Annotated in this window: 24 protein-coding genes and 1 pseudogene; 16 read left to right on the top strand and 9 right to left on the bottom strand. The window is 66.9% G+C overall.

The window, feature by feature from the left end:
* Positions 1 to 230 precede the first annotated feature (230 nt).
* From QH195_RS00510 to QH195_RS00500, 3 genes and pseudogenes are all read right to left on the bottom strand, one after another.
* Positions 231 to 344, bottom strand: a pseudogene (locus tag QH195_RS00510) (SDR family NAD(P)-dependent oxidoreductase); the annotation flags it as partial.
* A 323-nt stretch (positions 345 to 667) separates the two neighbouring features.
* Positions 668 to 1,408 carry an SDR family NAD(P)-dependent oxidoreductase gene (locus QH195_RS00505; RefSeq protein WP_280433905.1) on the bottom strand — a complete coding sequence of 247 codons (741 nt, stop codon included), beginning with the start codon at positions 1,406 to 1,408 and terminating at the stop codon, positions 668 to 670.
* A gap of 35 nt (positions 1,409 to 1,443) precedes the next feature.
* Entirely contained in the window at positions 1,444 to 2,316 is an 873-nt protein-coding gene (locus QH195_RS00500) for a TIGR03619 family F420-dependent LLM class oxidoreductase (RefSeq protein ID WP_280421763.1), read from the bottom strand.
* 79 nt (positions 2,317 to 2,395) lie between these two features.
* On the opposite strand from QH195_RS00500, the gene QH195_RS00495 reads away from it, so the two are divergent.
* Entirely contained in the window at positions 2,396 to 3,070 is a 675-nt protein-coding gene (locus QH195_RS00495) for a hypothetical protein (RefSeq protein WP_280433904.1), read from the top strand.
* 150 nt (positions 3,071 to 3,220) lie between these two features.
* Here QH195_RS00495 and QH195_RS00490 read toward each other — a convergent pair whose 3' ends face one another.
* Entirely contained in the window at positions 3,221 to 3,598 is a 378-nt protein-coding gene (locus QH195_RS00490; protein ID WP_280421761.1) for a nuclear transport factor 2 family protein, read from the bottom strand.
* Between the two features lie 149 nt (positions 3,599 to 3,747).
* On the opposite strand from QH195_RS00490, the gene QH195_RS00485 reads away from it, so the two are divergent.
* Complete coding sequence (locus QH195_RS00485; protein ID WP_280433903.1) at positions 3,748 to 4,908, top strand: helix-turn-helix domain-containing protein; 1,161 nt, start codon at positions 3,748 to 3,750, stop codon at positions 4,906 to 4,908.
* Between the two features lie 19 nt (positions 4,909 to 4,927).
* Here QH195_RS00485 and QH195_RS00480 read toward each other — a convergent pair whose 3' ends face one another.
* Positions 4,928 to 5,842, bottom strand: a complete 915-nt coding sequence (locus tag QH195_RS00480; RefSeq protein WP_280433902.1) for a LysR family transcriptional regulator — start codon at positions 5,840 to 5,842, stop codon at positions 4,928 to 4,930.
* A 138-nt stretch (positions 5,843 to 5,980) separates the two neighbouring features.
* Between QH195_RS00480 and QH195_RS00475 the strand changes: the two genes are divergently transcribed.
* The gene (locus tag QH195_RS00475; RefSeq protein ID WP_280433901.1) at positions 5,981 to 7,363 is read left to right on the top strand and encodes an MFS transporter; all 1,383 of its coding nucleotides are present in this window, start codon (positions 5,981 to 5,983) and stop codon (positions 7,361 to 7,363) included.
* Positions 7,360 to 8,106 carry a 3-hydroxybutyrate dehydrogenase gene (locus QH195_RS00470; protein WP_280421757.1) on the top strand — a complete coding sequence of 249 codons (747 nt, stop codon included), beginning with the start codon at positions 7,360 to 7,362 and terminating at the stop codon, positions 8,104 to 8,106. Before QH195_RS00475 ends, QH195_RS00470 begins: the two co-directional genes overlap by 4 nt.
* 27 nt (positions 8,107 to 8,133) lie before the next feature.
* Here QH195_RS00470 and QH195_RS00465 read toward each other — a convergent pair whose 3' ends face one another.
* The gene (locus QH195_RS00465; RefSeq protein WP_280433900.1) at positions 8,134 to 9,273 is read right to left on the bottom strand and encodes an acyl-CoA dehydrogenase family protein; all 1,140 of its coding nucleotides are present in this window, start codon (positions 9,271 to 9,273) and stop codon (positions 8,134 to 8,136) included.
* 101 nt (positions 9,274 to 9,374) lie between these two features.
* Between QH195_RS00465 and QH195_RS00460 the strand changes: the two genes are divergently transcribed.
* On the top strand, positions 9,375 to 9,953 hold the full coding sequence (locus QH195_RS00460) for a TetR/AcrR family transcriptional regulator (protein WP_280421755.1): 579 nt from the start codon (positions 9,375 to 9,377) through the stop codon (positions 9,951 to 9,953).
* Positions 9,954 to 9,975: 22 nt separating this feature from the next.
* On the opposite strand, the gene QH195_RS00455 is transcribed toward QH195_RS00460, so the two are convergent.
* Together QH195_RS00455 and QH195_RS00450 are read right to left on the bottom strand one after the other, a co-directional pair.
* Positions 9,976 to 10,728 (bottom strand): isocitrate lyase/PEP mutase family protein, encoded by a 753-nt coding sequence (locus QH195_RS00455; RefSeq protein ID WP_280433906.1) that lies wholly within the window; start codon positions 10,726 to 10,728, stop codon positions 9,976 to 9,978.
* Between the two features lie 46 nt (positions 10,729 to 10,774).
* A complete protein-coding gene (locus QH195_RS00450; RefSeq protein WP_280421754.1) occupies positions 10,775 to 11,431 on the bottom strand; it encodes a TetR/AcrR family transcriptional regulator in 657 nt (218 codons plus the stop codon).
* A gap of 386 nt (positions 11,432 to 11,817) precedes the next feature.
* On the opposite strand from QH195_RS00450, the gene QH195_RS00445 reads away from it, so the two are divergent.
* From QH195_RS00445 to QH195_RS00395, 11 genes are all read left to right on the top strand, one after another.
* Entirely contained in the window at positions 11,818 to 12,615 is a 798-nt protein-coding gene (locus QH195_RS00445) for an SDR family NAD(P)-dependent oxidoreductase (protein WP_280433899.1), read from the top strand.
* The gene (locus QH195_RS00440; RefSeq protein ID WP_280433898.1) at positions 12,612 to 13,220 is read left to right on the top strand and encodes a carboxymuconolactone decarboxylase family protein; all 609 of its coding nucleotides are present in this window, start codon (positions 12,612 to 12,614) and stop codon (positions 13,218 to 13,220) included. The genes QH195_RS00445 and QH195_RS00440 overlap by 4 nt, the downstream gene beginning before the upstream one ends.
* A 2-nt stretch (positions 13,221 to 13,222) precedes the next feature.
* Positions 13,223 to 14,491 (top strand): aromatic ring-hydroxylating oxygenase subunit alpha, encoded by a 1,269-nt coding sequence (locus QH195_RS00435; protein ID WP_280433897.1) that lies wholly within the window; start codon positions 13,223 to 13,225, stop codon positions 14,489 to 14,491.
* Positions 14,492 to 14,496: 5 nt separating this feature from the next.
* Entirely contained in the window at positions 14,497 to 14,832 is a 336-nt protein-coding gene (locus QH195_RS00430; RefSeq protein ID WP_280433896.1) for a hypothetical protein, read from the top strand.
* Between the two features lie 52 nt (positions 14,833 to 14,884).
* Positions 14,885 to 15,727, top strand: a complete 843-nt coding sequence (locus QH195_RS00425; protein WP_280433895.1) for a TauD/TfdA dioxygenase family protein — start codon at positions 14,885 to 14,887, stop codon at positions 15,725 to 15,727.
* Between the two features lie 66 nt (positions 15,728 to 15,793).
* Positions 15,794 to 17,068, top strand: coding sequence for an aromatic ring-hydroxylating oxygenase subunit alpha (locus QH195_RS00420; RefSeq protein WP_280421748.1), 1,275 nt, complete (start codon positions 15,794 to 15,796; stop codon positions 17,066 to 17,068).
* On the top strand, positions 17,065 to 17,391 hold the full coding sequence (locus tag QH195_RS00415) for a hypothetical protein (RefSeq protein WP_280421747.1): 327 nt from the start codon (positions 17,065 to 17,067) through the stop codon (positions 17,389 to 17,391). Before QH195_RS00420 ends, QH195_RS00415 begins: the two co-directional genes overlap by 4 nt.
* A complete protein-coding gene (locus tag QH195_RS00410) occupies positions 17,388 to 18,647 on the top strand; it encodes a metal-dependent hydrolase family protein (RefSeq protein WP_280421746.1) in 1,260 nt (419 codons plus the stop codon). The genes QH195_RS00415 and QH195_RS00410 overlap by 4 nt, the downstream gene beginning before the upstream one ends.
* 27 nt (positions 18,648 to 18,674) lie before the next feature.
* Entirely contained in the window at positions 18,675 to 18,995 is a 321-nt protein-coding gene (locus QH195_RS00405; protein ID WP_280433894.1) for a hypothetical protein, read from the top strand.
* A 13-nt stretch (positions 18,996 to 19,008) separates the two neighbouring features.
* Complete coding sequence (locus QH195_RS00400; RefSeq protein WP_280433893.1) at positions 19,009 to 20,457, top strand: aldehyde dehydrogenase; 1,449 nt, start codon at positions 19,009 to 19,011, stop codon at positions 20,455 to 20,457.
* A gap of 216 nt (positions 20,458 to 20,673) precedes the next feature.
* Positions 20,674 to 21,330 carry an HAD family hydrolase gene (locus QH195_RS00395; RefSeq protein ID WP_280421743.1) on the top strand — a complete coding sequence of 219 codons (657 nt, stop codon included), beginning with the start codon at positions 20,674 to 20,676 and terminating at the stop codon, positions 21,328 to 21,330.
* Positions 21,331 to 21,804: 474 nt separating this feature from the next.
* Here the strand turns inward: QH195_RS00395 and QH195_RS00390 are convergent, their stop codons facing one another.
* Positions 21,805 to 23,589 (bottom strand): acyl-CoA dehydrogenase, encoded by a 1,785-nt coding sequence (locus QH195_RS00390; protein WP_280421742.1) that lies wholly within the window; start codon positions 23,587 to 23,589, stop codon positions 21,805 to 21,807.
* Positions 23,590 to 23,734: the final 145 nt, after the last annotated feature.

Below are 23,734 nucleotides of genomic sequence, written 5' to 3'. Positions count from 1 at the left end.
GTCCTGGGCCGCGCGAACTCGCGCCGGCTCCCAATCGGTTCCATCGGCGACCTGTATCAAGTCACGTGCCGCCGCTACGATATTGGCCATCTGTTCTCGTGTCGTGGGGGGTTTGCGGGGTACCGGGGGTTTTGCGGGGGGGCGCTAACAGCGGCTAACCGGGTCAACCCCCGGCGGCCGGGCCCCGCCCCCCCCGCGGCGGGGGCGGCCGCACCGGCCGCGTTCTCGGCGAGATCGAGGGCGATGATATCGGCGCCCTCCTCGGCCAGCCGACGGCAGTGGGCGCGGCCCATCCCGCCGGCCGCACCCGTCACCACCGCCACTCGTTCCGGTAGGCGCGTCATCGGGCACCTCCGGTCAATACTGCACTCATACGGGCGACGCTAGGTCCGCCGAATCCCCGGCGAACTCGGTCTTCCCATTGACCGGACGGTTCAGGTGCGCCGTTCCCGGTGAGCGGAAACTCCGGGGACGCCGGGCTCGGTCATCGCCGGATCCCGACGGCACCGCACATCGGCGGAGGCCAGGACAACGCCCGGGAGCGTGCGATGTGCTCGTCCAGGGCTTCGGCGATATCGCCGGGGAGATCGACCGAACGACGATGCCGCAGGTCCACGTGGACCAGCAGGATCCCGAGGGTGTCGACAGGGCCGTTGCGGCGCTACCACTAGCCCGCGGTTTTGCCGTTGTCCGCGAGATAGACCGCACCGTGGACCGCGGACGCGTCGTCGCTGGCCAGGAACGCGATCACCGAGGCCACCTCCTCCGGCTGGTTCATACCCCGCGGGGACGCGACCCGCATGATCAGGTTCGGGTCGGCGCCCTCGGGCATGGTGAACCCGGTGATCTGCGGGGTCAGCATGCCGCCGGGGCAGACTGCGTTCACGCGGACACGGTCCGCGGTGAACTCGACCGCGAGGGCCCGGGTCAGGCCGACCAGACCGTGTTTGGCGGCGCAGTAGCCCGCCGAATACGCCTGCCCCTCGACTCCGGCGATGGAGGCGACATTGACGATATTGCCGCCGCTCTCCAGCAGGTGCGGGAGCGCGGCGCGGCACAGGTAGAACGGGCCGTTGAGGTTCACCGCCAGGTCGTGCTCCCAGTCCGCGTCGGTGACCTCCCGGGTGTGGCGCATCCGGTGGGTGCCGGCGACGTTGACCAGGACGTCCAGTCGCCCGAAGGCTCCGACACAGTCCTCGACCACCGACCGGCACACCGCCGCGGTGGCGATATCACCGGTGGTGAACCGGCCGCCGGGCACCTCGGCGAACACCTCGGCCAGCCGCGTTTCGTCGCGCGCGACACCGAACACCTGGGCCCCACGACCGGCGAACAGCCGCGCGACCGCCGCCCCCAGCCCGGACGAGGCACCGGTCACCAGCGCCACTTTCCCCGGCAAACTACTCATTTCGACTTCCTCGGCTCGGTTCTCGGCGGTTGCGCTCACTGGGTGCGGGCGATGACATGTTCGGCGAAGCGGGACAGGTTCGCGATCTTGGTGTCCAGGCTCTCGGTGTCCTGCTCGCGGGTGTAGGGGTTGCGGAAGCCCACGATCACATCGGTGACCCCTTTGTCCTCCAGGCGTTTCACGCCGTCGACGGTGAACCCGTCCAGCGAGATGACATGGATTTCGAAATCCTCCCGGGTGCCGTATTCGGCGCGCAGAGTCGTGAGCTCGGCCAGCAGGCGGTCGAGTTCGGCGGGGTCGCCACCCGCATGCATCCAGCCGTCACCACGCTGGGCGGCCCGGCGCAGCGCCGGGCGGCTGTGCCCGCCGATGAGCAGCGGAATCGGTTCGGTGGGCACCGGGGAGATCTTGATCGGCGGCAGATCGTAGAACTCGCCGTGGAACTCGAAGTAACCGCCGGCGGTGAGACCGCGGACGATATCGAGGCATTCGTCCATGCGCTTGCCGCGCTTCTCGAACGGCACGTCGAAGATCTCGAAATCGTCCGGCCACGGGCTGATCCCGACCCCCAGACCGAGGCGGTTACCGCTCAGCGCCGCCACCGACGCCGCCTGTTTGGCCACCAGCACGGGCGGCCGGATCGGCAGCTTCAGGACGAACGGTGTGAACCGCAGGGTGGTGGTCGCCGCGGCCAGTGCGGCGGCGAGGACGAAGGTTTCGACGAACGGCTTGTCCTCCAGGAACTCCCGGCTGCCGTCCGGGGTGTAGGGGTAGGTCGAATCGGAGTCGCGGGGGTAGGCGATGCTGTCGGCGAGGACCATCGAGGTGTATCCGGCGGCCTCGGCGGCCTGCGCCAGCGGCACGTAGTAGGTGGGGTCGGTCATGGTCTCGGCGTAGGTGAACCTCATGGGTCGGCCTTTCTGCGCTCGGCTTCGGGGGTGCGGCCGTTTCGTCTCGGCAAATTAGAACACGTGCTACTTTTCCGCCATGGCGAAACTGATCCTCGCCCTGCACGGCGCAGGCCTCGGTGACCGGCTCGGTGCGCCGGAGTTCCGGAAAGCGCTGGCCGCCGCCGGCGCGAACGCGGTTCAGCTGAACCTCGACGACGCCGATGTCGCGCCCGCGACGATGCGGTTCGGTCCCGCCGAACCGATCACCGCGCTCGTCTCGGTGTGGACCGACGGCGACCCCGCCGCGGTCGTCGGCACGGGCGCCGACGCCGCGGACGAGCCGGCACCCCACGCCTATCGCGTCCACGAGCACGTACGCCTCGACCCGCAGCCGGTGCCGGACGGCACGCGCTGCGACGCGCTGGCGAATATCGCGCTGCTGCGCAGACCCGCGTCGATGCCGCAGGCGGACTACCTGCGGTACTGGCTGGTGCAGCACACACCGATCGCCATCCGGACCCAGAACACCGTCGCCTACATCCAGAACGCCGTCGAGGAGAAACTCACCCCGTCGGCACCGGAGGTCGCGGCCATCGTCGAGGAACACTTCCCCATGGGCGCGATGACCGATCCGCACGTGTTCTACGGCAGCCGCGGTGACCAGGCCGAACTCCAGCGCCGGATCACCGAACTGATGGCCGGCGTCGCACGGTTCGGCGCCGATACGGGTTTGGACCTCGTGCCCACCAGCCGCTACCACTGGTCGCTCTGAGATTGCCACCGGTCGGTGCGCGGAAACCCGCATACGCGCGCCCGGTCCCCCGTCACGGCGCGATCAGCGGGGACGCCGCGCGAACGACGGCGCCGGCCGGGGCGACGTACCGGCGAGATGCCGCCTTCACCCCGAGGCCGCCGAACGCGGTCAGGCCAAGGCTGCCTGCATGGCGACACCGTCGACGTAGGAATGCTTCTCCTTCACCGCGCCGTCCTCGACCACAACGAAATCCGCGAGGTCGACACACACGTCCCGGCCGGTTGCCGAGGTACCGGTCAGCTGCCACCGCACCACCCAGAAGTCCTCGCCGACGCGGAGCGAGAGCATACGGAAGGCCAGGTCCGGGACCAGGGCGAAGGTTCCCGCTGCGGCCTCGCGGATGGCGGCCCGGCCCCGGGCGGGTTCCTGACCCGAATGCAGGTGGAACACGGAATCTGCGGTGTGGAGCTCGACGATCCGGTCGGGATCGCGGTCGGCCCAGCACGCGTGATAACGCTCGAACAGTTCGCGAATTGCAGTGGTCACGACGGTAACTCCGATCGACTCGCGGCCGCGGTGGCGCGGCACCGAACGCCCAGTATCGGGGGCGACCGGATCGCGTGGCGATGGGCGCGGGCCCCGACTTCGACCGGCTCCGTTGTGCACCCGCCCTGCCGGCGCTACCTTGAGCGATAGTGAGCCAGGACACAAAGTACGAGAAGTCGCGCCTGCTGCGTGAGCTCCACGCGGATTCGACGGCGATCACCGAACTGGTGACCGCCCGGATCGAGCACGAAGACATCGACTACGGCACCGCCGCGCTCGGCCACGACGAATTGGTCACGCTGGTGGCAGATTGCTGCGCGGCATGGCTGGATGCCCTCGCCGAGCTCCCGTATTCACTCGAGCCGGCTCGACGTGCCGGGCGGCTCAAGGCCGAGCGCGGTATCCCGCTGGAAAGCCTGCTCCACGCCTTCCGCGTCGCGGGGCTGGTGTTCTGGGAGATCATTGTCGAGTCCGCGGGGCACGACGAGAGTGCGGCACTCCCCCGGCTGTCCACGCTGGTCTGGGCCACGGTCGACAGCTATTCGGTCGCGGCCGCCGAAGCCTACCGGCGGGTGGCCGCGGGCGGGACTGCACAACCCGATCAGGGGATGCTGCGAGCGCTGCTCGATCCCGGCCTACCGCCTGGACAGCGTGCAGAACTCGGCCGCCGGATGCGCCTGCCCGACCGAGCCACCTCGGTGGTGCTGGCCGGCGATGTCCACCTCGACGCGACCGGAGTCACCACCGCCTCGACCGTACTCGGCGACGAACTGATCACCCTGGTCGTCGCCGGCTCACCGGCCGCACTCGCTCGAGCGCTTCGGACAGCGCGGGCCCGGGCGGGTGCCAGCCGGCCGTTCACCGATCTCACCGTCGCACCCGCCGCGCTGGAACAGGCACGGTTCGCACTCCGGTGTTCCGGCCCGGGCGAGACCGGGATCCACCGCTACGCCTCCGCGCCGGAACGTGCCCTGATCGCCGCGAACCCGGATCTGGCCGCGGATGTCTTCGCCGATCTGCTCGCCGCCTTCGATCGACTCGATCCCGAGGACGCCGAGTTGCTCGCCGGCACCGCCCTGGCCTGGTACGAACTCGGCGGCTCCACCACCGCGGTGGGCAAGCATCTACACCTGCATCGCAACACGGTCCTGCACCGTCTCAAGCGAATCGAACAACTCACCGGTAAGGCTTTCGCGTCGCCCGCCGACGCGGCACTGCTCTATCTGGCGCTGCACACACGGTTGCTCCGGGCACCCCGGGGCCGGCCGGATCGGGCGTCGGCACCACCCGGAGGCCGCCGCGCCGAGTGATTCCGGCGGCCGAGGTGGCTCACCCACGGCCCGCGAGGACGTCGCGCTGGTCGTCGATCACGGACCGGATCGCGGACACCACCGCGGCGACCTCCGGGCGGCGCAGGGTCTCGGCTCGGGCGACCAGCCAGTAGCCGAGGGTTACTGCCACCGATTCCGGCAGGACACGCACCAGGTCGGGGTGGCGATCGGCCATGAAACAGGGCAGCAGCCCCAAGCCGGCCGCGGCCCGGGTCGCCTCGACGTGCACGAAAACATTGGTGGACGTGACGGATTCGCGCATGGCGGGCACGAAACCGGAAGCCAGGTCGAGGTCGTCGACCTGGAGCATGGAATCGATGAAGTACACCAGCGGATGCCGGGCCAGATCCTCGATGCCCGCGGGCGCCGGGTGGTCGCGCAGGTATTCGCGGGAACCGTAGAGACCCAGGCGGTAGTCGGCCAGATGCGTGGCGGTGGCGCGGCGCACCTGCGGCTCGCCGACGACGATCTCGAGGTCCAGTCCGGAACGCTGCCGGGACGCCCGCCGGGTGGTCGCGACGATCTCGACCGCGATGTCCGAATGGTGGCGCCGCACCTGGGCGGCGGCGGGCGCGGCGATATAGGCACTGAAACCGTCGGTCGCCGACATCCGGACCACCCCTTCGAGCACCCGGTTCCCGTCGGCGCCGGCCGCCAGCGATTTCACCGCCGATTCCACTGCCTCGGCCGCGCCGAGCGCTTCGCGGCCGAGTTCGGTCAGTTCCCAGCCGCCGGTCACGCGGGTGAGTACCCGGCCGCCCAGAGTCTGCTCCAGCGCCGCGATACGCCGGGAGATGGTGGTGTGGTTGATACCGAGTTCGTCCGCCGCGGTCACGAAACGACCGGAACGGCCGACGGCGAGAAGTACGAGAAGATCGTCCGCGCTGGGACGGCCCGGGACGGACGCGCTCATATCTGCATATTTGCACATCGGTGCTGCAGAAATGGTCATTGCGGCGCAAATCCTCTGCACCAATACTCAGTGCAGCCGAATATTGTGGGGGCCGTCACACCGAATGAGGTGCGGCCTCCGGCGCGAAGGAGAACTGCCATGCGGGAGCACAGCCCCGGACCCGATGCGGTCGACGCGAAGGACACCGACTCCGGCGGCCTACGGCGCGTGGTCGCCGCGTCGATGGCGGGCACGGTCGTGGAGTGGTACGAATTCTTCCTCTACGGCACTGCCGCCACCTTGGTCTTCAGCAAGGTGTTCTTCGCCGAGGGCACCAGCGATCTGGACGCCATCCTGGCCGCGTTCGTCACCTATGCGGTCGGGTTCGTGGCCCGTCCGCTGGGCGGCGTGGTCTTCGGGCACTACGGCGACAAGTACGGCCGAAAGAAGTTGCTGCAGTTCAGTCTCGTCCTGGTCGGCAGCGCGACCTTCCTGATGGGCTGCCTGCCCACCTTCGGACAGATCGGCTACTGGGCGCCGGCCCTGCTGGTGGCCCTGCGGTTCATCCAGGGCTTCGCGGTGGGCGGCGAATGGGGCGGCGCGGTGCTGCTGGTCGCCGAGCACAGTCCCAGCCGAAGCCGGGGATTCTGGGCGAGCTGGCCACAGGCGGGTGTGCCGGCGGGCAATCTGCTGGCGACGGTGGTGCTGCTGGTCCTCACCACGACACTGTCGGACGAGGCATTCCTCGGCTGGGGCTGGCGGGTCGCGTTCTGGTTGTCGGCGGTGGTGGTACTGGTCGGCTACTACATCCGCACCAAGATCACCGACGCGCCGATCTTCGTGGCGGCGCAGCAGGAGGCCGAGGAGATCAAGGCCGGGTCGCTCAGTGTCGTCGAGGTGCTGCGCCGGTACCCGCGCGGCGTGTTCACCGCCATGGGCCTGCGGTTCGGCGAGAACATCATGTACTACCTGGTGGTCACCTTCACAATCACCTATCTGAAGGTGGAGGTGGGGACCGATACATCGGTGATCCTGTGGTGGCTGCTGGCCGCGCACGCGGTGCATTTCGTGGTGATCCCGCTGGTGGGCAACCTGTCCGACCGCTTCGGCCGGCGACCGGTCTACCTGGTCGGCGCGGTGACCGCGGGTACGTGGGGTTTCTTCGCCTTCCCGATGATGGACAGCGGTAACAACCTCGTCATCGTCTCCGCCATCATCATCGGCCTGGTCTTCCACGCCCTCATGTACGCCGGGCAGCCCGCGATCATGGCCGAGATGTTCCCGACCCGCATGCGCTATTCCGGTGTGTCCCTGGGCTATCAGGTCACCTCGATCGTGGCAGGGTCGCTGGCGCCGATCATCGCCGTCCGACTGCTGGACACCTACGGCTCGGCGGTGCCGATCGCCTGGTACCTGGCGGGCGCGGCGGCGGTCAGCGCCATCGCCGCGGTGGTCGCGCGGGAGACCAAGGGGCTCACCTTGGAGAGCATCGACCGCGCCGACGCCCGAAGCCTGGCCCCGGCCGAAGCCCCGGTGCGATGAGCGATCTGGCGGGACGCAGCGCGCTGGTCACCGGCGGCGCGAGCGGTATCGGGGCGGCCTGCGCCCAGGCGCTCGCGGCGCGCGGCGCCACGGTCACGGTGGCGGATATCGACACCGCCGGCGCCGAGACCGTGGCCGCGGAACTCGGCGGTACGGCGTGGACGGTGGATCTGCTCGACGTCACGACACTCGAAGACCTGGCCCTCCGCACCGATATTCTGGTGAACAACGCCGGGGTGCAGCACATCAGCCCGATCCAGGATTTCGCACCCCAGCGCTTCCGGGATCTGCTCACGCTGATGGTCGAAGCGCCGTTCCTGCTGGTTCGTGCCGCTCTCCCGCATATGTACGAGCAGGGCTGGGGTCGGATCGTCAATATCTCCTCGGTCCACGGCCTGCGCGCATCCCCGTACAAGGCGGCCTATGTGACGGCCAAACATGGACTGGAGGGGTTGTCGAAGGTAACCGCTCTCGAGGGTGGCCCGCACGGTGTGACGAGCAATTGCGTGAACCCGGGGTACGTCCGAACACCGTTGGTGGACAAGCAGATCGCGGACCAGGCGCAGGCACACGGTATCCCCGAGCAGGAGGTACTGGAGAAGGTCCTGCTCACCGAGTCCGCAATCAAACGCCTTGTGGAACCGCACGAGGTCGCGGCGCTGGTGAGCTGGCTGGCCTCGCCGGAGGCGGGCATGGTCACCGGCGCGGCCTACACAATGGACGGTGGATGGAGCGCGCGATGAGGGCGCGCTCCATCCCCGGCCGGCGATTCAGCCGGCCAGGTGGCGGCTGATGACCAGCCGCTGGATCTGATTGGTGCCCTCGAAGATCTGGGTGATCTTGGCTTCCCGCATATAACGCTCGACCCGGAAATCGCGGGTGTAGCCGTAGCCGCCGAGTACCTGTACCGCGTCGGTGGTGACCTTCATCGCGGCGTCGGTGGCGACAAGTTTGGCCACCGACGCGTTGCGGGAGTACGGCAGTCCCGCATCCCGGCGCCGCGCGGCGTCGATATAGGTGGCACGGGCCGAGTCCACCGCGGCGGCCATATCGGCCAGCAGGAAGCCCAGCCCTTGATGATCGATGATCTTACGACCGAACGCCGTCCGCTCCTGTGCATATGCCACGGCCTCGTCGAGCGCGGCCTGCGCCAGCCCGACCGCGACCGCGGCGATCCCGAGCCGGCCGGAATCCAGGGCGCTGAACGCGATCTGCAACCCCTGCCCCTCGGCCCCGATCCGGCGTTCGTCCGGGACGAAGGCGTCGTCGTAGTGCGCGGAGGTGGTGGGCACGGCATGCAGGCCCATCTTCTCCTCGGGTTTACCGAAGCTGAGCCCCGCGGTGTCGCGCGGCACCAGGAAGCACGAGATCCCCTTGGACCCCTCCCCCGTGCGCGCGAACAGGTTGTAGAAGTCGGCGATACCGCCGTGGGTGATCCATGCCTTGGCACCACTGATCCGGTATCCACCGTCCACCGCCGTGGCCTTGCAGGCGAGCGCCGCAGCATCCGATCCGGCCTGCGGTTCCGACAGGCTGTAGGCGCCGACCGTGGCGCCGCCCAGCATCTCCGGCAGCCAGCGCTGTTTCTGCTCCTCGGAACCGAACGCCATCAGTGGGTGGCAGGACAGGCTGTGCACACTCACCGCCACCGCCACCGCGGCCCATCGCGCGGCGATCTCCTCGAGGACCTGTAGGTACACCTCGTAGGGCTGACCACCGCCACCCCATTCCTCGGGATACGGCAGGCTCAGCAGACCGGCCTCGCCCAGCGTGGCGAATACTCCCTCGGGATAGGTCTCGGTTTTCTCGTACTCGTCGACGATCGGCGCCAGCACCTTGTCGGCCACGTCGCGGGTCAGTCCGATGAGATCCCGCGCCTCCTCGGTGGGCAGGAGTCGATCGACAGCCACAGAAATCTCCTCGGAGCGATACGTCGGACAGTACTCGATTTCCCATCACAGTACTGTCCACCGAACAGTACTGCAAGGAGTTCCCCAGTACTATCAATGGTATGGAGCAACGCTCGGCCTTCGCGACCACCCGCCGCACCGAACTCTTCGACGAACTCGTCGCACTGTTCCTCGGCGAAGGCTTCGCCCACCTGACCCTCGACACCATCGCCGCCCGGCTCAAATGCTCCAAATCCACCCTCTACACCCTCGCCGGCAGCAAGGAACAGCTGGTCACCGCCGCGACCGTGCACTTCTTCAAACGCGCCACCGCCGCAGTGGAAACCGAGGTCGCGGCCGCCGCGGGGCCGCGGGAACGCATCACCACCTACCTCACCGCGGTCGGCGAAGCACTGGCGGTGGCCTCGGACCGGTTCATGACAGACCTCGACCACTTCGCTCCGGCACGCGAGGTCTACGAACGAAACACCCGGATCGCCGCGCGCCGTGTCCAGGAACTCATAGACGAAGGTGTTGCGGCCGGCGAATTCCGCGGCGTCCATGCCGCCTTCGCCGCGGATCTGGCCGCGACCATGATGGTCCGTATCCAGCAGGGCGGCGTCCGCGCACGTACCGGACTGGACGACGCCGCCGCCTACCGCGAACTCGCCGCGGTCCTCACCCACGGCATCAGCACGTAACAGGTATGGCGAGCTGCCCGCGTCAGTTCCAGCGCTCCAGCAGCCGGTTGACGGTGGCGGTGAGTGCCCGCTGCAGAAGCGGGCCGAAACTGACCCGCGCAACCCCCACTTCGGCGAGCGCGCTTCGATCACCCTCCTCCGGAAATGCCACGGCATTGACCGGAAGCGGCAGTTCGGCACAGAGGCGGCGCAGTGTCGCGGGGTCGTGGAATCCCACCGGGTACAGCACATCGGCGCCCGCTTCGGCGGCCAGTCGCAATCGGTCCACGGCACGATCGAAGCGATCGGCCTCATCGCCGATAGCGCGCAGGAACAGATCGGTACGCGCGTTCACCACCAGTGGTACCCCGGCGGCATCCGCGGCCTGCCGTAATGCGCCGACGAAATCGGCGTGCTCCCGGGCTTCACGCAGCCGCCCACCTTCGCTGTGCACGGTGTCCTCGATATTGAGGCCCACCGCTCCCACCTCGATCAGACCCTCGACGAGTTGCGCCGGCGCCAGACCGTAGCCGGACTCGATATCCAGCGATACCGGGATATCCACGGCCGCGGTGATTTCCCGGACCCGGCCCAGCGCTTCGGCGAACGACATCCCCTCGCCGTCGGATCTGCCCAGCGAATCGGCCAGCGGATGGCTGCCCACCGTCAAACCCTGGAAGCCGGCCTCCTGGACAAGCTGCGCCGACCAGGCGTCCCACACCGTCGGCAGGATCACCGGATCACCGGGCCGGTGAAGTGCGCGGAATGCGGAAGCCTTGTCGGACAGTGAGGTCATAGTCATGGGCCCATTTCTCGGGAGACGGAGATCCGGCCCGCCCAGACTACTGCGCCGCGGATCCGGTGCCGTCGCGCGGGACACCACCGTCGTCGCTGGTGTCGCGGCAATGCCGGGACCCCTCCACCTGTTCGAGAAATTCCTCCACCACAGCAGTGATCTCGGCGTGACCGGCGTCGATATCGAAGGCTTCCTCGATCCGCAGGAACCGGGACACGCTCGACATCAGCATGACCAGTGTCAGCGGAGTCCACGGGCCGGGATCACGGTCGCGCAGTGCCCGCGTGACGATCTCCAGCTGGAGCTCACGGAATCTTTTCGAGGACTGCGCGATTTCGGAGCGGATGGACGGCCGGTGCGTGGCCAGCGAGACGAATTCCATGGTGAGCGCGGTCCGGGATTGGTGATGGATGGCATCCCAGAGCGCCCACAGGGGTTGTTCGGATTCCGCGGCCTCGGCCAGCCGCTGGTAACTGCGTTCGGCGCCGCGGCGGAACAGGGCGACGAACAGGCTGTCCATATTCCCGAAGTAGTAGTAGACCAGCGCGGGATTCACACCCGCACGGGCCCCGAGGCGCCGGGAACTCACCGCCGCATAGCCGTCCTCGAGCATGATCCGCTCGGCGGCATCGAGTAACGCCGATCGCGTCGAAAGGCTTCCGCTGCCCGCTTCCGCATCGGCCGGCCTTCGGCTTTCCTCCATGGCACCTCCTTGTTCGACCGCTGCGGCCACTGTCCGCACCGAACGGTTCCGGGTCGGCCTCACCGACTCCTGATCTTAGAAACCACGCAGGTAACGCGGCCGGACCGGCCCGTGGCGTGGACCGCCCCGCCGGAACCGCACCTGCCCGGGTCACCGGCGGACCTTGACAGTCGAAGAGCCGCGTCCGTATAACTTTAATCACCCGCTTAATTAAGCAGTCGATTAAGCCCGGCGGATCGCCCGGCGACCGTTGTAGCGCGGAGGGAACACCATGGTTCGTGCCCACGTGGCGAATGCCGCCGATCACCCCGACTCAGGCCCGCTCGGCCGTCGCAGCAGACGGGCTATACCGGTACACACGGTCGCCGTGTGCGCGGAGCGGTGAGATGGACAGCTCCCCAGCCCGGCCGCACAGCGGCGAAGAGTACGGAAGCGATGGCGCGAAAAGGGTCGCTGTGGTCACCGGAGGAGCCTCGGGGATGGGAGCCGCCATCTGCCGGCGACTCGCCGCGACAGGCGATCACGTCGCCGTACTCGACCGCGACGGCGCCGGTGCACAACGCGTCGCCGAGGAACTGCGCGCCGCGGGCGGTTACGCGATGGCCTGCGAAGTCGATGTCACCGACCGCGCGGCAGTGGAGGAAGCCCTGCGCAAGGTGCGAGCGGAGTGGGGGCCGGTGCGGGTACTGGTCACCAGCGCCGGGGTTTTCGCGTTCGAGCCGTTCACCGAGATCTCCATCGAGTCCTGGAATCGGATCATCGATATCAACCTCACCGGCACGTTCCACTGTGTGCAGGCGGTGATTCCCGACATGCTGGCCGCCGGATGGGGGCGGATCGTCACGATCTCCTCGTCCAGCGCCCAGCGGGGGTCGCCGAGAATGGTGCATTACACCGCCTCCAAAGGGGCCGTGATCGCCATGACCAAGGCGCTGGCGCGGGAGTACGCCGCCTGCGGTATCACGGTGAACACCATTCCCCCGTCGGGTATCGACACCCCGATGTCGCGCGATTCCCAAGCGGCAGGCCATCTCCCGGACAACGCGACGATGGCCCGGGCCATCCCGGTCGGCTACCTCGGTGACGGCGACGATATCGCCGCGGCCTGCGCCTTCCTCTGTTCGGAGGATGCCCGGTTCATCACCGGCCAGGTGGTGGGTGTCAACGGAGGGTCGGTCATATGACGACCGTCGGTCCTCGCCTCACCCCGCTGCCCGCCGCGGACTGGACCGAGCAGGGCCGTGCCATGTTGCGGGGCCGGTTGAAACGCGCCGACCGGTATTTGTCCGGGGCCGCCGACGCACCGTCGCTGCCCAATATTCTCGGAATGCTGGGACATCACCCGGAACTGGGCGGGGCGTGGCTGTCGTACAACGGCCTGCTGCTGGAACGCGCCACACTCGACCCCCGGTTGCGCGAGCTGGTGATCCTGCGGATCGCCTGGCGGACGCGGTCGGCCTACGAATGGGACCAGCACTCCCGTATGGCGCGGGATCTGGGCATCGCCGTCGGCACGATCGAAGATATCGCCTGCGGCGAAACAGCGCACTGGCCCACGGTGGACCGGCTGGTGCTGGCCGCCACGGACGAACTGCTCGACCGGTACCGGGTCTGTGACAGCACCTGGACCGCCCTCTCCGCGCATCTCGAAACCCGCCAGTTGCTCGAACTGCTCTTCGTCGCCGGTTCCTACCTGTGCCTGGCACTGGTGACCAACAGTGTCGATCTGCAACCGGACCCGCCCACCGAATCCGCGGCGACATCGCACGAACCCCTACGGGAGGAATGATCATGGCGCGCTGGCCGAAACCGCCGGAAGGCACCTGGACCCAGCACTATCCGGACCTCGGCACCGGCCCGGTCTCGTTCGAGGATTCGATCTCGCCGGAGTTCTACGAACTGGAGCGGGAAGCGATCTTCAAACGGGCCTGGCTCAATATCGGCCGGGTGGAGCAGGTGCCGCGGGTCGGTAGCTATTTCACCAAAGAGATCCAGATAGCCCGTACCTCGGTGATCGTGGTGCGCGATCGCGACCGACAGGTCCGCGCCTTCTACAACGTATGCCGCCACCGCGGCAACAAACTGGTCTGGAACGAGGATCCCCGGGCCGAATCGTCGGGCACGTGCCGCCAGTTCACCTGCAAATACCACGGGTGGCGGTACGGCATCGACGGGGAACTGACCTTCGTGCAGCAGGAAGGCGAATTCTTCGACCTGGACAAGTCGGAGTTCGGCCTGGCACCGGTGCACTGCGAGGTGTGGGCCGGGTTCGTCTTCGTGAACCTGGCCCCGGAACCCCCGCAGACCCTGCGGGAATTCCTGGGCCCGATGGTCACCGCGCTGGAGGACTACCCGTTCGACCGGATGACCGAATGGTACGAGTTCCGGGCCGAGAACCAGAGCAACTGGAAATTGTTCGCCGACGCGTTCCAGGAGTACTACCACGTTCCCGGCCTGCATTCGCAGCAGGTGCCCGGGCCGGTGCGCAATCCGGAACCGAATTTCGAATGCGCGCATTTCCAGGTCGACGGTCCGCACCGGGTCGTCAGCACCGGCGGCGCCCGCCGCTGGACACTGCCGCCGGAATTCATGTATCCGATCGAGCGGGCCACCCGCAGCGGACTCGTGGGCCCGTGGGAATCCCCCGATATCGGTGAACTCCCGGCGGGGATCAATCCGGGCCGCGTGGAACCGTGGGGTATCGACAATTTCCAGATCTTCCCGAATCTGGAAATCCTGTTCTACCGCGGCTGGTATCTCATCTACCGCTACTGGCCCACCTCGTACAACAGTCACCAGTTCGAGGGAGTCCTCTGCTACCAGCCGGCCCGCACCGTACGCGAGCGGGTGGAGCACGAGGTGTCCTCGGTGGTGTTCAAGGAATTCGCCCTGCAGGACGCCGGGATGCTCACCGGCACCCAGACCGCGCTCGAATCCGCCTACCGCACCGCGCGGATCACCGACTACCCGGTGAACGATCAGGAGATCCTGGTCCGGCACTTCCACAAAGTGGTCGCGGACTGGGTCGGCGAATATCGCGGCACACGGGTCGGGGTGTGAATCCGATGGCGCAGAACATGTTGCCGCCGGCCTTCGCCGAATTCGAGCGGTTCGCGCCCATCTGGTGCCTGGCCACCGAAACCGAGCGCTGGGAACGCCGGATGAACAGCTCGATGGCCGAACTCGACGAGTTCTACGGGGCGTTCTTCCCGCGGCTGGAGGAAGCGATCGCGTACTGCGACAAATTCCCCCTCGACGACCTGCCCGACGAAGTGCTGCATCTGCTGCAGCTCATCTATTCACTGGCGCTGGTGGCCATGGCGGTCGAGATCTTCGTGCAGCCGCGGCCGGTCGACAGCGCCGACGCGGAGCTGGAACGGATCGCGGAGCCCTGGCCGTGAACCGGAATACGGATCGGTCACCGGGACCGAGGCCCGAACGAGCGGAGCAACCATGACCACTGTCACCGTCGAGAAACTGAACCACGAGATCGGCGCCGAGATCACCGGACTGGACGCCGACCGGATGGTGTCGGACGATACCGTTCCCGGTCTGGTGCTCGAGGCGCTGGAAGCCAACGGCGTGCTGGTGTTCCGGGGCCTGCATCTGGAGCCGGAGGCCCAGGTGGCGTTCTGCCGCAAACTCGGCGAGATCGATACCTCGGCCGGGCATCATCCCGTCAGCGGCATCTACCGGGTGAGCCTGGATACCAGCAAGAACTCCTCGGCGAGTTATCTGCGCGGCACTTTCGACTGGCATATAGACGGCTGCACCCCCAAAGACGACGCCTACCCACAGATGGCCACCGTATTGTCGGCGAAGGCCGTGGCCGTCAGCGGCGGGGAAACCGAATTCGCCAGCACCTACCGGGCCTACGACCGTCTCTCCGACGCGGAGAAGACGCATCTGCGCACGCTGCGGGTACTGCATTCGCTGGAGGCATCCCAGCGCCCCGTCACTGCCGACCCCACGCCCCGCCAGCTGGAGTACTGGCGGAGCTGGCCGACCCGGGAACATCCGCTGGTCTGGACCCACAAGTCCGGCCGTCGTTCCCTCGTACTCGGTACGTCCACCGATCACGTGATCGGAATGGATCGCGACCGGGGCCGTGCCCTGCTCGACGATCTGCTCGCGCGCTGCACCGCACCCGAGCGGGTGTACCGGCACGAATGGTCGGTGGGTGACACCGTCATCTGGGACAACCGCGGTGTCATCCATCGCGCCGCCCCGTATCCCGAGAACTCACCCCGGGAAATGCTGCGCACCACCGTCCTCGGCGACGAGCCGATCAGGTAGCCACCCCTCGCCGGCGACCGGCCCCGTCGTCGCCACCCGATCCGAACCATCGCAAGGAGCACCGCCATGGCGCGCTGGCCCAAACCCGCCGAAGGCAGCTGGACCCAGCACTATCCCGAACTCGGCACCGCGCCGATGTCCTACGAGGACTCGATATCGCCGGAGATCTACGAACTCGAGCGCGAGGCAATTTTCAAGAAGGCCTGGCTCAATGTCGGCCGGGTGGAACAGGTGCCGCGGGTCGGCAGCTATTTCACCAAGGAGATCCACGCCGCGTGGACGTCGGTGATCGTGGTGCGCGACAAGCAGAAAGAAGTGCGGGCGTTCTTCAATATCTGCCGGCACCGCGGTAACAAGCTGGTATGGAACGAGCTTCCGCGCGAAGAGGTTTCCGGAACGTGCCGGCAGTTCACCTGTAAATACCACGGCTGGCGTTACGGACTGGACGGCGAACTGACCTTCGTACAGCAAGAGGGGGAATTCTTCGACCTCGACAAGAAGGATTACGGTCTCGCGCCCGTGCACTGCGAGGTGTGGGCGGGCTTCATCTTCGTGAATCTCGCGCCGGAACCGGAACAGTCGCTGCGGGAATTCCTCGGGCCGATGATCACCGATCTCGACGGTTACCCGTTCGACCAGCTCACCGAACGGTATTCCTACCGTTCCGAGGTCGGCGCGAACTGGAAGCTGTACATGGACGCGTTCGCGGAGTTCTACCATGCCGCGGTCCTGCACGGGAATCAGTCGCCGGACAATTATTCCGCGGCCGCGCAGGCGGCCGGTTTCGAGGCACCGCATTATCAACTGCAGGGCCCGCACCGGATGGTCAGCACCTCGGGTGTGGTGACCTGGGAACTCGACCCCTCCATGCGTAAACCCATGGAGGACATCACCCGCGGCGGGCTGTTCGGGCCCTGGGACGTCCCGGATCTCGGCGAACTGCCGCCCGGGGTCAATCCGGCGAAATGCGATCCGTGGGGCCTGGATTCCTTCCAGCTGTTCCCCAATTTCGTGATCCTGATCTGGTCGAGCGGCTGGTATCTCACCTATCACTATTGGCCGACCTCGTACAACACCCATATCTTCGAGGGGAATCTGTATTTCGCACCGGCCCGCACACCGCGCGATCGGGTCGCGCACGAGATGACAGCCGTGACGTTCAAGGAATACGGCCTGCAGGACGCCAGCACCCTGGAAGCGACGCAGATGACCCTGGAATCCCGTGCGGTGACCCGGTTCCCGCTGTGCGATCAGGAGATCCTGCTCCGTCATCTGCACAAGACCGCGGCCGACTGGGTCGACGACCATCGCAACCAGCAGACAGGAGTACCCCAGCGATGAGCGCACTGCCCGCCGAATTCGCCGATCTCGAACTCTTTTCCGATTGGTGCCTGGCCACCGAGGGCGAACGCTACGCCAAACGCCTGGCTTCCTCCATGGAAGAGATGCAGCGGTTCTACGATGCGATCACCCCGCGCGCCGAGGCCGCGCTGACCTACCTCGACCAGGTCGGCCTCGAGGATATGCCCGACGACGCAATAAACCTGCTGCGCCTGCTGTATTCGATGATCATGGTGTCCTTCCCGGTGGAGGTGTGGAACCAACCGTGGATACCCGATGCCAGTCAGGCGTCGATGGACTGTGTGATCGAGCCGGCGCCGTGAGCCCCGCGGCGACCGTGCTACGGGCGGCACGCTGGGTCGATATCGACGCCGGAATCGTCCGCTCCCCCGCGGTGATCGTGGTGCGGGACGGGTTGATCGACGCCATCGACCCGCCCGCGGTACCGGAAGGCGCCACCGAACTCGACCTCGGCGACGTCACCTTGTTGCCGGGTCTGATGGATATGGAGATCAACCTGCTCATCGGTGGGCCCGACAACCCCAGCGGGCTGCCGAACCCCATGCACGGGGTCCAGGACGATCCCGTGTACCGGACACTGCGTGGCACCGTCAACGCACGGACCACCTTGATGGCGGGTTTCACCACGGTGCGCAATCTCGGCCTGATGGTGAAAACCGGCGGCTATCTGCTGGATGTGGACCTCGGCCGCGCGATCGAACAGGGTTGGTTCCCGGGTCCGCGCATCGTGTCCGCCGGGCATGCGATCACCCCGACGGGCGGGCATCTCGACCCCACCATGTTCCAGAAACTCGCCCCGCACATCATGCCGATGTCGGTGCAGGAGGGGATGGCCGACGGTGTGTCCGCGGTGCGGGCGGCGACCCGGTACCAGATCAAGTACGGCGCCGGGGTCATCAAGATCTCCGCGTCGGGCGGGGTGATGTCGCACAGCACCGCCCCCGGGACCCAGCAGTACTCCGACGAAGAACTCGCCGCCATCGTCGACGAAGCCCATCGCGCCGGGATCAGGGTCGCCGCGCACGCCCACGGCGACGCCGGAATCCGCGCTTGTATCCGCGCGGGAGTGGACTGTATCGAACACGGGTCGCTGGCCTCCGACGACACCGTGCAGATGATGGTGGACCACGGCACGTTCCTGGTCCCGACCAGCTATCTGTCCGAAGGGCTCGACACCTCCAAGGCTCCGCCGGCGCTGCAACGCAAGGCGGCCGAGGTCTTCCCGAAGGCCCGCCGGATGCTCGGCAAAGCCATCGAGGCCGGGGTGCGGATCGCCTGCGGCACCGACGCGCCCGCGGTCCCGCACGGGCAGAACGCCAAGGAATTGTGGGCCCTGGTCGACCGCGGTATGACCCCCGTGCAGGCGATTCGCGCGGCCACCGTCACCAGCGCGGAACTGATCGATGCCGACGACCGCGGCCGGCTCGCCCCCGGGCTGCTCGCCGATATCATCGCCGTCCCCGGCGACCCCACCCGCGATATATCCGCCCTGGAAAACGTGCGGTTCGTCATGAAGGACGGCATCGTCCACAAGAACGAACCGGCCACTCCGAACTGAACCTGTTTGCCCAGAAGGAGAAATACCGTGCCCAAAGGAATTCTCTACGTCGAATCCCGCCCCAGCTCGGCGGAGGAGATCGACGAGTACCACCGCTGGTACGCCGGAACCCATATCGGCGAAATGCTGGAGATCGACGGAATAGTCTCGGCTCGCCGGCTGGAGCCGCTGTCCGGTGACGGGAGCTTCATCGCGCTCTACGAGATCGAAGCCGAGGATCTGGAAGCCGTGCGGGCCCAGATGGGTGCCCGGGCCCGCTCCGGGCAGATGTCGAAACCGGTAGCGGTGCAGTCCGACCCGCCGCCCACCGTCCGCCTGCTCCGCGAAATCAGCGTGCACACAGCCTGACAGGAGCCCACACATGCGCCGGCACGACAATCTCTTCATCGGGGGCAAATGGGTGCCACCCGGATCCGACCTCGCCTTCGAGGTGATCTCCCCGCACACCGAGGAACCCATCGCACGGATCGCCGCACCCACACCCGCCGATGTCGATCGCGCCATCGCGGCCGCCCGCCGGGCGTTCGACACCGGTCCGTGGCCGCGGCTCGAGCCCGCCGAGCGCGTGCGGATCGTGCACGACCTCGCCGTCCGCTACGAGAAACGAGTCGAGGAGATCGCCCAGCTCGTCACCGCGGAAATGGGTGCGCCGATCACCTTCTCCCGTTCAGCCCATGCGCGGCTGCCCGGAGTGATGATGCGGGCGCTGGCCGATCTCGCCGCGGACTTCCCGTGGCAGGAGTCGCGGCCCGGCTACTTCGGCAGCGATATCCGGGTCCGGCACGAACCGGTCGGTGTCGTGGGGGCCGTCGCCCCGTGGAACATGCCGATGCTGATGGTCGTCGCCAAGCTGGTTCCCGCGTTGCTCGCGGGTTGCACCGTGGTGCTCAAACCTTCACCGGAGACACCGCTGGACGCGTACCTGATGGCGGAACTCGTCGCGGAGAGCCAGATTCCGCCCGGAGTCGTCTCCATCCTCCCGGGCGACCGCGATCTCGGCAGATACCTGGTAGGGCATCCCGATATCGAGAAGGTGTCCTTCACCGGGTCCACCGCGGCAGGTCGCGAGGTCGCCGCGGCGTGCGGGTCTTCGCTGAAACGCGTGAGCCTGGAACTCGGCGGCAAATCGGCCGCGGTGGTCCTCGACGACGCCGACCCGGCGGAAGTCGCCACCGGAATCCAGGTCGCCGCACTGATGAACGGCGGCCAGGCCTGTGTCGCCCAGACCAGGATCCTGGTACCGCACCACCGCCGCACCGAGTACATCGACGCCGTCGCCGCCATGGTGCACGGGCTCACGATCGGCGATCCCGCCGACGACTCGACCCGCATCGGGCCCGTAGTCACCGCCCGTCAGCGACAGCGAATCCGCGACTACATCCAGCTGGGTACCGGTGAAGGCGCCCGCCTGGTCACCGGCGGCCATCGACCACCCCCCGGCCTCGATCGCGGCTGGTATGTGCAACCCACCCTGTTCACCGATGTGGAACCCACGATGCGGATCGCACGCGAAGAGATCTTCGGCCCGGTGCTCACCGTGCTCGCCTATCGCGACCTCGACCACGCCGTACAACTCGCCGACGACACCGAATACGGGCTGTCGGGGTCGGTATGGACACCGGATATCGACCGCGGACTGTCCCTCGCCCAGCGGATCCGCAGCGGCACCATGGGAATCAACCAGGCCTACAGTATGGATCCGCATGCGCCGTTCGGTGGGGTCAAGGCCAGCGGGATCGGGCGGGAGTTCGGGCGGGAGGGGCTGGAAGGGTTTCTCGATACGAAATCGATCTCGGTCGCACGCCCTTGACCGAGCTCACCAGGACGGATGGCACCCTCCGCAACTTCCTCCGAAGACGCCGTGTAATTCGCAATCACGGCTGCGTTCTTTGGCCCGTCACTGCGACCACGGCGCCGCCGACACCGCATCCGGCACAGTGTAAGCACCCCGCTCGATCTCTCTCGCGCTTACTGTGGCTCCAGAGCCTCGCGGCACACCCGGTACCGGCGGCGGTAACGTTGTGCCGTGATCAATGCCGTGGTTTTCGATGTAGGCGAGACGCTGGTCGACGAGACCCGCGAATACGGGACCTGGGCAGATTGGCTGGGGGTACCCCGCCACACGTTCGTCTCGATGTTCGGTGCCGTCATCGCGCAAGGACTTGACTACCGCGAAACATTTCAGATATTCAGACCCGGATTCGATTTGGATCGAGAACGCCAGGCACGGATCGATGCAGGCGAAGGGGAACGATTCGACGAGAACGATCTCTACCCGGACGCCCGGTCGGCGTTGGCCGCGTTGCGCGAATTGGGTGTCGTGGTCGGTATCGCCGGGAACCAGACCGCGCGGGCCGGAAAGATCCTTCGGGATTTGGATCTGCCGGCGGACTTCATTGCCACGTCGGACGACTGGGGTGTACAGAAGCCGGCGGCCGGGTTCTTCGACAAGGTGATCGATCTCGCCGGAGTTGCCGCCGAAGAAATCGTCTATGTTGGTGATCGGATAGACAACGACGTGGCCCCGGCGAAGAAGAGCGGCTTGCGCACCGCATATGTCCAACGGGGTCCTTGGGGTTGGATCCATCGGAACAAAGCCGAGGTGGACGAGCTTTCCGACTGGCGGATCTACGATCTCAACGAACTGGTCGAGGTCGTCCGCAGCGAGAACGTTGTGGTCTGATTCAGATAGTGGCCGGGCCCGCCCCGCGGCGACGATGATCTATGCGCTGACCCGGGCCCGACCCGCACGATCAAACTGGGACGACCTGTACTGGGAGCTGGCGATTGGGTTGCTGCCGATGCTGCCGGACCACGGCCGTAGCTTGCCGGACCACGGCCGTGGCTTTTCGGTTATGTACGACGCCGGCCAGCCCGTAGAAGATCACATTCGGCAGCGACCAGGGAGCATGACGGCCGCATCGACAGCGACGACGAATCCGCTCGACAAACGTTCCTATTCGGCGGCCACCGCCTATCGGCCCCCTGCAGAGGGGGCCGATAGGAACCGCACAGCCCGCGAAGTCAATGCATTTACCGGCGGCTACCCCAGCGCTGCGGACCCACGTGCGTCAGTTCCGTAGCGCGGGCCATACCTCATGGGCGCCATCACCTGATCTCGCCGAGCCGCAGCCCTCGTGGCTCTGTTGTACCAAGGTCAGCGACCCAGCCGATCGTCGCGACAGCGAGTGTCCCACGCGGCGGCCAGATCGTCGGCCAGTACCGGTGCGCCGAGGACCTCATCGTCGAATTCGAAAGCGTCCAGTAGTGCAGGCAGATGGCCGGCGAGTTCGTCGATGGCCTCGTAGAGCAGTCCGTTGCGTAGCTGCTGTTTGATCGCCTTCACCGCATCCAGGTCGAGCAGCCCGTGGGTGAGGTACCACGACGAGTGCTGGTCGATCTGGTCCAAGGCGAATACGTCACGTACAGCGGCGAGCTCGGGATAATTGGCGTGCTCTTCAAGTGCTCGCAAGGCTTGTTCGGCGGAGTATGCCTCGGCGAGTTCGAGGGCGTCCGGAATAACCTCGAGCCGCGCTTCCAGCGTGGGGTCGGCCAGGTGTGGCTGTGCTTCCTGTGCAATCGTCAAGGTCCGGGCGCTGAGCAGGCGGGCGCGGTCGACGGGATCGGCGGGGTCGTGGTGGACGGGCGCGGGCGGCGGTGTGCCCGCCAGCTGTTTGGCCAGTACCCGACCGGCGACCGAGCCCATGACGGAGACGTCGCCCTCACCGGTCATCGCGGCGTGACAGACTCCGAGGTAGCCGGCGACGCGATTGGCACTGAACATGCCCTGGGCAGCCATCTTCACGCGGCAGTCGGTGACTGTTTCCAGTGCGTGCCGCTGGATGAAGTCCTTGGCCAGCATCACCGCCACCACAGGCTCGCGAGCCGTGAGATCCGCACCTACAAGCGAGGTTTTTACCGCGTTGCCATAGAGGGTGCGTGCGACGGTACCGGCCAGGTCGGTGAGCAGCGTGTCACGCACGTGGGGGATGTCGAGCATGACCGGCCGGTCGACCGCCGTCATCGGCACCACCCGCTTGCTCGCGTAGTTCAGGGCGATGTAAAGCGATGCGCGGGCTTCGGCATTGAGGCAGGAGGAGAGGGCCAGACGACCGACGGTGAGCTGGCTACTCGCCGAGGCGAAAGCGCGTTTGCGGCTCGCCTCGTCACGCCAGGTCAGTACGCCATTGTCGTCGATGGTGGCGAGGTCGTTGCTCAGCCAGGCATCGCGTTCGACCCGCAGGTTGTCGAAGCTGATGACGGAGTTGTCCATGACCACCAGTGGCTGATGGCCGAGCTGTGTGATCGTCACCCCGGGGGCGGGGGCGCCGTCGGCGTCGCGCAGGCGGGCGGTGAAGAGGTGGACTCCCTGATCGACACCCGCCGAGTCGATGAGCCGGGCGCCTACGATGCACACCCGCGATACCGGAATCCCGACACTGGGCATGAATTTGCGCGCCTTCGGGTCCGGGGTTTTGAGCACGAACCCGTCGCCGTCCCATGTCGCGGTGGTCCGCATGAATTGGATATTGGAGCCGCACTCGTACTCGGTCAGCAGGATGACGCCGACGGCGGTCGCATCGTCCAGATCCAGCAGGTACGGCGCGGCCGAGTCTGAGTCGGTGAGTGTGGCCAAGCTACCCGTGGCCAGGTTGTAGTGGCCGGAGATCAACGGAATCAGGTCAGTCGCGAGCACGGCGCATTGATCGAACACCGCGAACAGTTTGGGTAGGTCGGTCGCCACAGCGCGGGTCCCGATCTCTCTCACCAGGTCACCCAGCTGGTCGTAGGCGTTGAGACGCCGCTGCTCCTGGCTCTGCTGCTCCGTAACGGCGTAGTCCGGATTGCTCAGGATCTTCTGCAGCTGCTGATGGAACTCTGGACTGCCGTGCCGAATGATCTCGGCCAGCGAAGTCTGTTCCATGTACGCGTCGATAGCCATAACCGCCTCCTATTGATTTCCGGTCCCAGCGGTAACTCGTTCACCGCTGGACATGCTGGGCCAGCGCCTCCGAACCTCGGCGCAAAGGAACCGGGCGGCGGCCGCGCGGCCCCCCCGCCGCCGCCCGCACCCGAGCGCACCGGAG

Origin of the sequence: Nocardia carnea (assembly GCF_029868855.1) — a bacterium.
Classification (GTDB): Bacteria; Actinomycetota; Actinomycetes; order Mycobacteriales; family Mycobacteriaceae; genus Nocardia; species Nocardia carnea_A.
Note: the sequence above shows the minus strand (reverse complement) of the source record. Positions and strands in the feature narration are given on the sequence as shown.